A 7,844-nucleotide genomic window follows, 5' to 3' on the forward strand; every position below is an offset into this window, starting at 1 on the left:
AGAGGTGTATAGGAGACAGGGTGGGGGCGAGGTGCCCGTCCCCCAGGCGAGCGGCCCGCCTCCGGCGACGGCGGGCGGCCGCAAGCCGCCCCTCGCCCCCACCTAGTCCCCTCAGTTCCTGGTCGGCCCCGCGAACCGGTCCACCAGCAGCTCCAGGCGCCGTTCGTGCGCCCACTCCGGGAGGCGGCCGCTGCGCATCAGGGTCGCCAGGCCGTGCAGGGCCGCCCAGAAGGTCTCGGTCAGCAAACCGGCGTCCTCCTCGGTGGTGACCGGCGCCACCGCGGCCAGCAGTTCACCGAAGGCCTCCCGGAGCGGGGCCGGGGCCTCAGGGGTGGCGAACGGCAGGTCCACCAGGTGGATGAACATCGCGTCGTACAGGGCGGGCCGACGCCGGGCGAAGGCGGTGTAGGTCCGGGCGATCGCCGCGAGTGAGGCCCGGACGCCGTCGGCGCCCGCGCGCGCCTGCCGTAGCTCCGTCGCCAGATCGGCGCAGCCGTCGACCGCGACCGCCGCCATGATCGCGTCCTTGCCCTTGAAGTGGCTGTAGAGGACCGGCTGGCTGTACTCGATCTCGGCGGCCAGCCGACGCGTGGTCACCGCGTCCCAGCCCTCCGCCTCGGCGAGCTCCCGGGCCGCCGTCACGATCAGCTGCCTGCGCTCGGCTCGTTCGCGCTCCCTGCGCGTCTGGATCGTCATACCCAAGATTCTAGCAACGCTAGGCAATCTGTCGGCGCTCTGCTAGCGTCACTCGTGTTCCTAGCGCTGCTAGAAAACATCAACGGGAGACATCATGACCCTCGCCGCGTACACGCTGGCCGTCCTGCTCGACCTGTTCTGCCTCTTCCTCGGCTACCGCTTCTGGTTCCAGCCCGCCCCGGCCGCCGCCGGTTACGGCGTCCCCGCCGACCCCGCGGGCGACGCCGGCGCCTATCTGTCGGTCAAGGGCGGCAGGGACGCCACCTTCGGCCTGGTCGGACTGGTCCTGCTGGCGCTCGTCGGAGCGCGCGCCGAGGCCTGGTTCATGGTCTGCGTGGCCCTCGTCCCGCTCCTCGACACCGTGACCGTCCTGCGGCACGGCGGTACGAGGGCCGTCGCGTTCGGGATCCATTTCGCCACCGCCGTGGTGGTCCTCGGCTGCGCCGCGCTGCTGTTCGCGGCCTGACCGGCCCGCCGACCGGGGTGCCCCGGAGCCGCCGCGAGCCCGTCCCGGGCAAACCGTTTAACGGCCGGGCCACCCCGCCCCATAGGATTGGTCCCAAACAACACGCACTCACCCCAGAGGATCGCTGCATGCCTGGCATCACGCGCGAGGAGGTCGCCCACCTCGCCCGGCTGGCGCGTCTGGAGCTGAAGCCCGAAGAACTCGACCACTTCGCCGGCCAGCTCGACGACATCATCGGCGCGGTCGCCCGCGTCAGTGAGGTCGCCGACCAAGACGTACCGCCGACCTCGCACCCGCTCCCGCTGACGAACGTCATGCGGGCGGACGAGGTCCGTCCCTCGCTCACCCCCGAGCAGGCGCTCTCCGGCGCCCCCGCGCAGGAACAGCAGCGTTTCAAGGTGCCGCAGATCCTGGGGGAGGAGTGACCATGACGGACAACATCATCAAGCTCACGGCCGCGCAGATCGCCGGGAAGATCGCCTCCGGCGAGCTGACGGCGGTCGCGGTCACCGAGGCCCACCTCGCCCGCATCGAGGCCGTCGACGAGAAGGTGCACGCCTTCCTGCACGTCGACCGCGAGGGCGCCCTCGCCCAGGCCCGTGCCGTGGACGAGAAGCGGGCCCGCGGCGAGAAGCTCGGCCCGCTGGCCGGCGTCCCGCTCGCGCTCAAGGACATCTTCACCACCGAGGGCGTGCCCACGACCGTCGGCTCGAAGATCCTTCAGGGCTGGATCCCGCCGTACGACGCGACGCTCACCAAGCGCCTCAAGGCCGCCGGCGTCGTCATCCTCGGCAAGACCAACATGGACGAGTTCGCCATGGGGTCCTCCACCGAGAACAGCGCCTACGGACCGACCGGAAACCCCTGGGACCTCACCAAGATCCCCGGCGGCTCCGGCGGCGGCTCCTCCGCCGCGCTCGCCTCCTACGAGGCCCCGCTCGCCATCGGCACCGACACCGGCGGCTCCATCCGCCAGCCGGCCGCCGTCACCGGCACCGTCGGTGTGAAGCCGACGTACGGCGCGGTCTCCCGCTTCGGCATGGTCGCCTTCTCCTCCTCCCTCGACCAGGGCGGCCCCTGCGCCCGTACGGTCCTGGACGCGGCCCTGCTGCACGAGGTCATCGCGGGCCACGACCCGATGGACTCCACGTCCATCGACGCCCCGGTCCCGCCGGTGGTCGAGGCGGCCCGCAACGGCAGCGTGGCGGGCATGCGCGTCGGCGTCGTCAAGCAGTTCCGCGGCGAGGGCTACCAGGCCGGCGTCATCCAGCGCTTCGACGAGTCCGTCGAGCTGCTGAAGGAGCTGGGCGCCGAGATCGTCGAGCTGGACTGCCCGTCCTTCGACCTCGCGCTGTCGGCGTATTACCTGATCGCGCCCTCCGAGTGCTCCTCCAACCTCGCCCGCTTCGACGGCCTGCGCTACGGCCTGCGGACCGGCGACGACGGCTCGCACTCGGCCGAGGAGGTCACCTCCCTGACCCGCGAGGCCGGCTTCGGCCCCGAGGTCAAGCGCCGCATCATGCTCGGCACGTACGCCCTGTCGAGCGGCTACTACGACGCCTACTACGGCTCCGCGCAGAAGGTCCGCACCCTCATCACGCGGGACTTCGAGAAGGCGTTCGAGCAGGTCGACGTGATCGTCTCCCCGACGACCCCGACCACCGCCTTCGCGATCGGCGAGCGCGCCGACGACCCGATGGCGATGTACCTCGCGGACCTGTGCACCATCCCGACCAACCTGGCGGGCAACGCGGCCATGTCGCTGCCCTGCGGTCTCGCCCCGGAGGACAACCTCCCGGTGGGTCTGCAGATCATCGCTCCGGCGATGCAGGACGACCGCCTGTACAAGGTGGGCGCCGCCGTCGAGGCCGCCTTCGTGGAAAAGTGGGGACACCCGCTGCTTGAGGAGGCACCGTCGCTGTGAGCAAGCTGTCCAAGGCCAAGGACTTCAAGAAGTCCAAGTCCGGTACGTACCTGTCCATGGCCACCACCGCGTTCGGCGCGATCGGTGTCACCAAGCAGATCAAGAAGGCCCGCGCCGAGCACGACACGCTGCGGCTGCTCGACGCCACGGTCTCCGCCGTCGCGATCGTGACCGGCCTCGCGATCCTCTACCGCGAGCTGAAGCGGCTGGGCGACGACGACGTCCTGCTGGGCTGAGAGGGAAGTTTTCACCGTGACCACCACGACCGACCTGGTGTCGTACGAGGACGCGCTGGCGTCGTACGACCCCGTCATGGGCCTTGAGGTCCATGTCGAACTCGGCACCAAGACCAAGATGTTCTGCGGGTGCTCCACGGAGCTGGGCGCCGAGCCCAACTCGCAGACCTGTCCCGTCTGCCTCGGCATGCCCGGCGCGCTCCCGGTCGTCAACGCGACCGGCGTCGAGTCGGCCGTCCGGATCGGCCTCGCGCTGAACTGCTCGATCGCCGAATGGTGCCGCTTCGCCCGGAAGAACTACTTCTATCCGGACATGCCGAAGAACTTCCAGACCTCCCAGTACGACGAGCCGATCGCCTTCGACGGCTACCTCGACGTGCAGCTGGAGGACGGCGAGACCTTCCGCGTGGAGATCGAGCGCGCCCACATGGAGGAGGACACCGGCAAGTCGACGCACGTCGGCGGCGCCACCGGCCGTATCCACGGCGCGTCCCACTCCCTGCTGGACTACAACCGCGCCGGCATCCCGCTCATCGAGATCGTCACCAAGCCGATCGTGGGCGCCGGTGAGCGCGCCCCCGAGGTGGCCAAGGCGTACGTGCGGGAGCTGCGCGAGGTCATCCGTGCCCTCGGCGTGTCCGAGGCCCGCATGGAGATGGGCCAGATGCGCTGTGACGTGAACCTGTCGCTGATGCCCAAGGGTGCCGAGAAGTTCGGCACGCGCTCGGAGACGAAGAACGTCAACTCGCTGCGCTCGGTGGAGCGCGCGGCCCGCTTCGAGATCATGCGGCACGCGGCCGTGCTCAACTCCGGTGGCACCATCATCCAGGAGACCCGCCACTTCCACGAGGACACCGGGTCCACGACCTCGGGCCGCGTGAAGGAGGAGGCCGAGGACTACCGGTACTTCCCGGAGCCCGACCTGGTCCCCGTCGCGCCCGCGCGCGAGTGGGTCGAGGAGATCCGCGCGGCGCTGCCCGAGCTGCCGCTGGTGCGCCGTACCCGGCTGCTCGCCGACTGGGGCATCTCCGCCACGGAGATGCAGGCGATCCTGAACGCCGGCGCGCTGGACCCGATCGTCGCCACCATCGAGGCCGGGGCCGACGCGGCTTCCGCCCGCAAGTGGTGGATGGGCGAACTGGCGCGCAGCGCCAACGAGTCCGGCACGTCCCTGGACGAGCTGGCGATCACCCCGCAGCAGGTGGCCCGGGTCACCGAGCTGGTCACCAAGGGTGATCTGAACGACAAGCTGGCCCGCCAGGTCATCGAGGGCGTGCTCGCGGGCGAGGGCACCCCGGACGAGGTCGTCGACAAGCGCGGCCTGAAGGTCGTCTCGGACGACTCGGCGCTCGGCACCGCCGTGGACGAGGCCATCGCCGGCAACCCCGGCATCGCGGACAAGATCCGCGGTGGCAAGGTGGCCGCGGCCGGCGCCCTGGTCGGCGCGGTCATGAAGGCCACCCGTGGCCAGGCCGACGCGGCCCGCGTCAAGGAGCTGATCCTGGAGCGGCTCGGCGTCAGCGAGGGCTGACCGGCGAGAGCTGAGTCACCGTCAACCCGTGGGGGGACGCGCCGCACCGGCGCGTCCCCCCACGGCGTTTTTCTCCCGCTGTGAATAAGCCCACGAAGGCGGCAAAGGATCACTTTTGCCTGCGAGAGTGTCCAACGATTGCTCATGCGTTCTTTGCGGGCTGTTCATTTCATTGACGATCATTCCCGGCCAAAGATCCACAAATCGTCCTTGGGAGCACGTCCGTGGCAGCCCTCGCGCGCTGGTGCGTCCGGCACCGACTGATCGCCGTCCTGCTGTGGCTGTGCGCCCTCGGCGGGGCCACTGCGGCCGCCTCCGTCGCCGGCACCTCGTACTCGAACGACTACTCGGTCCCCGGCACCGAGTCCGGCCGCGCCGCGCAGCTGCTCCAGGCGGGCTTCCCGGGCCTCGGCGGCGACAGCGACACCGTCGTCTGGCACACCACGAAGGGCACCGTCCGCGCCGCCGACGTCGAACAGAGCATGACCACCGCCCTCGACCGGATCGCCCGGCTGCCCGGGGTCGCCTCCGTGGACGGGCCGTACGAGGGCCAGGGCGGCCGGCAGATCAGCGCCGACGGGCGCACCGCCTACGCCACCGTCACCTTCGCGCGGCAGGCCGAGGACATCGGCGAGAACGAGGCCCGGGCCGTGGTGGGCGCCGCGAAGGCCGCCGAGGGCGACGGGCTCCAGGTGGAGCTGGGCGGCAGCGCCATCGGACTCACCGAGACCCCGGACGACCGCACCGCCGAGGTGGTCGGCGTCCTCGTCGCCGCCGTCGTCCTCTTCCTCGCCTTCGGCTCGCTCGCCGCCTCCCTGTTGCCGATCGCCACCGCCCTGATCGGCGTCGGCACCGCCCACGCCGGCATCGGACTGCTCGGCCACGCCATGACGGTCGCCGACTTCGCGCCCATGCTCGGCATGCTCGTCGGCCTCGGTGTCGGCATCGACTACGCGCTGTTCATCGTCACCAGGCACCGGCGCGGACTCAAACGCGGCCTGGACGTCACCGAGGCCGCCGTGAGCGCCGTCGCGACCACCGGACGCGCCGTCGTCTTCGCCGGGGCGACCGTGTGCATCGCCCTGCTCGGCATGCTGATCCTGCGCCTGAGCTTCCTCAACGGCGTCGCCGTGGCCGCCGGCCTGACCGTGATCCTCACCGTCGCCGCCTCGGTCACCCTGCTGCCCGCCCTGCTGTCGTACATCGGCCCGCGCGCCCTCGGCCGCCGCGAACGCCGACGGCTCGCCGAGCACGGGCCGCGCCCCGAGGTGCCCACCGGCCTGGCCGCCCGCTGGTCCGCGTTCGTGGAGCGCCGCCCCAAAGTGCTCGGCTCGCTCGCCGTCGCGGTGATCGCGCTGCTCGCCCTGCCCACCCTCTCGCTCCACCTCGGCACCTCCGACCAGGGCAACGACCCCCGCACCTCCACCACCCGCAAGGCGTACGACCTGCTCGCCGACGGCTTCGGGCACGGCGTCAACGGGCCGCTGACCCTCGTCACCCGGGTGGACGGCGCCGCCGACCGGCTCGCCCTGGACAACCTCGACACCACCCTGCGCGCCACCCCCGGCGTCGCCTCCGCCACCCCGGCCGCCTACGCCACCGGCGGCGAGACCGCCTACCTCACCGTCGTCCCCGACTCCGCGCCCCAGTCCCAGGCCACCAGTGCCCTGGTGGACCGGCTGCGCGAGACGGTGCTGCCCCGCGCGGAACAGGGCACCTCCCTGGACATCCAGGTCGGCGGGGTGACCGCCAGCTACGACGACTTCGCCGATGTGATAGTCGGCAAACTTCCCCTGTTCGTCGGTACCGTCATCGGGCTCGGCTGCCTGCTGCTGCTCCTCGCCTTCCGCTCGCTCGGCATCCCGGTCAAGGCCGCCGTGATGAACATCGCCGCCGTGGCCGCCGCGTTCGGCGTGGTCGTCGCAGTCTTCCAGTGGGGCTGGGGCAGCGAACTGCTCGGCCTCGGCCGCGCGGGCCCCATCGAGCCCTTCCTGCCCGTGATCATGGTCTCGGTGCTCTTCGGGCTCTCCATGGACTACCAGGTCTTCCTGGTCAGCCGGATGTATGAGGAATGGCTGGCCACCGGCGACAACCGGCGCGCCGTCCGGGTGGGCCTCGCCGAGACCAGCCGGGTGATCAACTCCGCGGCCGTGATCATGATCTCGGTCTTCCTGGCCTTCGTGCTCAGCGGCGACCGGGTGATCGCCATGTTCGGCATCGCGCTCGCCGCCGCCGTCGCCCTCGACGCCTTCGTGCTGCGCACCCTGCTGGTGCCCGCCCTGATGCATCTGCTGGGCGCCGCCAACTGGTGGCTGCCCGGCTGGCTGGAGCGCCGGCTGCCGCACCTCAGCATCGAGCCGCCGGAGTGCCGCGCCGCGCATGAGAGGCTCGGACGGGTCCCGGCCGACCGGATCGGCCCGGACCGGAGCCACGAACAGCAGAAGGAAGCACAGCGCGATGTACGCGATATCCCTGGGTGACGGCGCCGAACTGCGCCCGTTGGAGGTCTGGCACGCCGAGGAGATGCTGGCCAATATCGACCGGGGACGCGCCTTCATCGGGCAGCACATCGGACTGCCCCAGGTGGTGGCCGACCTGGACGGCGCCCGCGCCTATCTGCGGTCGTACGGCGAGAAGCGGGCCACCGACACCGGCGCGTTGCACGGCATCTGGCAGGACGGGACGCTCGTCGGCGGACTGCTCTTCCGCACCTGGGACACGCCGAGCGGGGTGTGCGAGGCCGGCTGCTGGCTGGAGCCCGCGGCGGCCGGGCGCGGGCTCGTCACCCGGGGCATGCGGCTCCTCATCGACTGGGCGTTCCAGACCCGCGGCATGCACCGCGTGGAGTGGCGGGTGGCCACCGCCAACCAGCCCAGCATCAATGTGGCCCGGCGGCTCGGCATGACCCGTGAGGGTGTACTGCGCGAGAACTATCCGCACGACGGGGAGCGCACCAGCACCGAGATCTGGTCGGTGCTGGTGCGCTCCCCG

At 71.2% G+C, this 7,844-nt stretch carries 8 protein-coding genes; 7 read left to right on the forward strand and 1 reads right to left on the reverse strand.

Annotated elements, in window-relative coordinates:
• Positions 1-111: 111 nt before the first annotated feature.
• Complete coding sequence (locus CCN72_RS14120; RefSeq protein WP_086807831.1) at positions 112-696, reverse strand: TetR/AcrR family transcriptional regulator; 585 nt, start codon at positions 694-696, stop codon at positions 112-114.
• Positions 697-790: 94 nt separating this feature from the next.
• Between CCN72_RS14120 and CCN72_RS14125 the strand changes: the two genes are divergently transcribed.
• The 7 genes from CCN72_RS14125 to CCN72_RS14155 all read left to right on the forward strand — a co-directional run.
• Positions 791-1,162: a DUF4267 domain-containing protein gene (locus CCN72_RS14125; protein ID WP_086807832.1), complete on the forward strand. Its 372-nt coding sequence runs from the start codon at positions 791-793 to the stop codon at positions 1,160-1,162.
• 128 nt (positions 1,163-1,290) lie between these two features.
• Positions 1,291-1,587, forward strand: a complete 297-nt coding sequence (gene gatC / locus CCN72_RS14130) for an Asp-tRNA(Asn)/Glu-tRNA(Gln) amidotransferase subunit GatC (RefSeq protein WP_006130840.1) — start codon at positions 1,291-1,293, stop codon at positions 1,585-1,587.
• Positions 1,588-1,589: 2 nt separating this feature from the next.
• The gene (gatA, locus tag CCN72_RS14135; RefSeq protein ID WP_086807833.1) at positions 1,590-3,086 is read left to right on the forward strand and encodes an Asp-tRNA(Asn)/Glu-tRNA(Gln) amidotransferase subunit GatA; all 1,497 of its coding nucleotides are present in this window, start codon (positions 1,590-1,592) and stop codon (positions 3,084-3,086) included.
• Entirely contained in the window at positions 3,083-3,322 is a 240-nt protein-coding gene (locus CCN72_RS14140) for a hypothetical protein (RefSeq protein WP_037657242.1), read from the forward strand. Before gatA ends, CCN72_RS14140 begins: the two co-directional genes overlap by 4 nt.
• Positions 3,323-3,338: 16 nt before the next feature.
• Positions 3,339-4,853, forward strand: a complete 1,515-nt coding sequence (gene gatB / locus CCN72_RS14145) for an Asp-tRNA(Asn)/Glu-tRNA(Gln) amidotransferase subunit GatB (RefSeq protein WP_085566684.1) — start codon at positions 3,339-3,341, stop codon at positions 4,851-4,853.
• 224 nt (positions 4,854-5,077) lie between these two features.
• On the forward strand, positions 5,078-7,333 hold the full coding sequence (locus tag CCN72_RS14150) for an MMPL family transporter (RefSeq protein WP_086807834.1): 2,256 nt from the start codon (positions 5,078-5,080) through the stop codon (positions 7,331-7,333).
• On the forward strand, positions 7,311-7,844 hold a 534-nt coding region (locus CCN72_RS14155; protein WP_086807835.1), incomplete at its 3' end, for a GNAT family N-acetyltransferase. The genes CCN72_RS14150 and CCN72_RS14155, both read left to right, overlap by 23 nt.

The organism is Streptomyces murinus (assembly GCF_002154555.1).
GTDB lineage: Bacteria > Actinomycetota > Actinomycetes > Streptomycetales > Streptomycetaceae > Streptomyces > Streptomyces murinus.

What these genes read in the sequence shown, in the direction of transcription:
- CCN72_RS14120 (WP_086807831.1), bottom strand. Translation starts at nt 696, where the DNA reads ATGACGATCCAGACGCGCAGGGAGCGCGAACGAGCCGAGCGCAGGCAG.
- CCN72_RS14125 (WP_086807832.1), top strand. Translation starts at nt 791, where the DNA reads ATGACCCTCGCCGCGTACACGCTGGCCGTCCTGCTCGACCTGTTCTGC.
- gatC (WP_006130840.1), top strand. Translation starts at nt 1,291, where the DNA reads ATGCCTGGCATCACGCGCGAGGAGGTCGCCCACCTCGCCCGGCTGGCG.
- gatA (WP_086807833.1), top strand. Translation starts at nt 1,590, where the DNA reads ATGACGGACAACATCATCAAGCTCACGGCCGCGCAGATCGCCGGGAAG.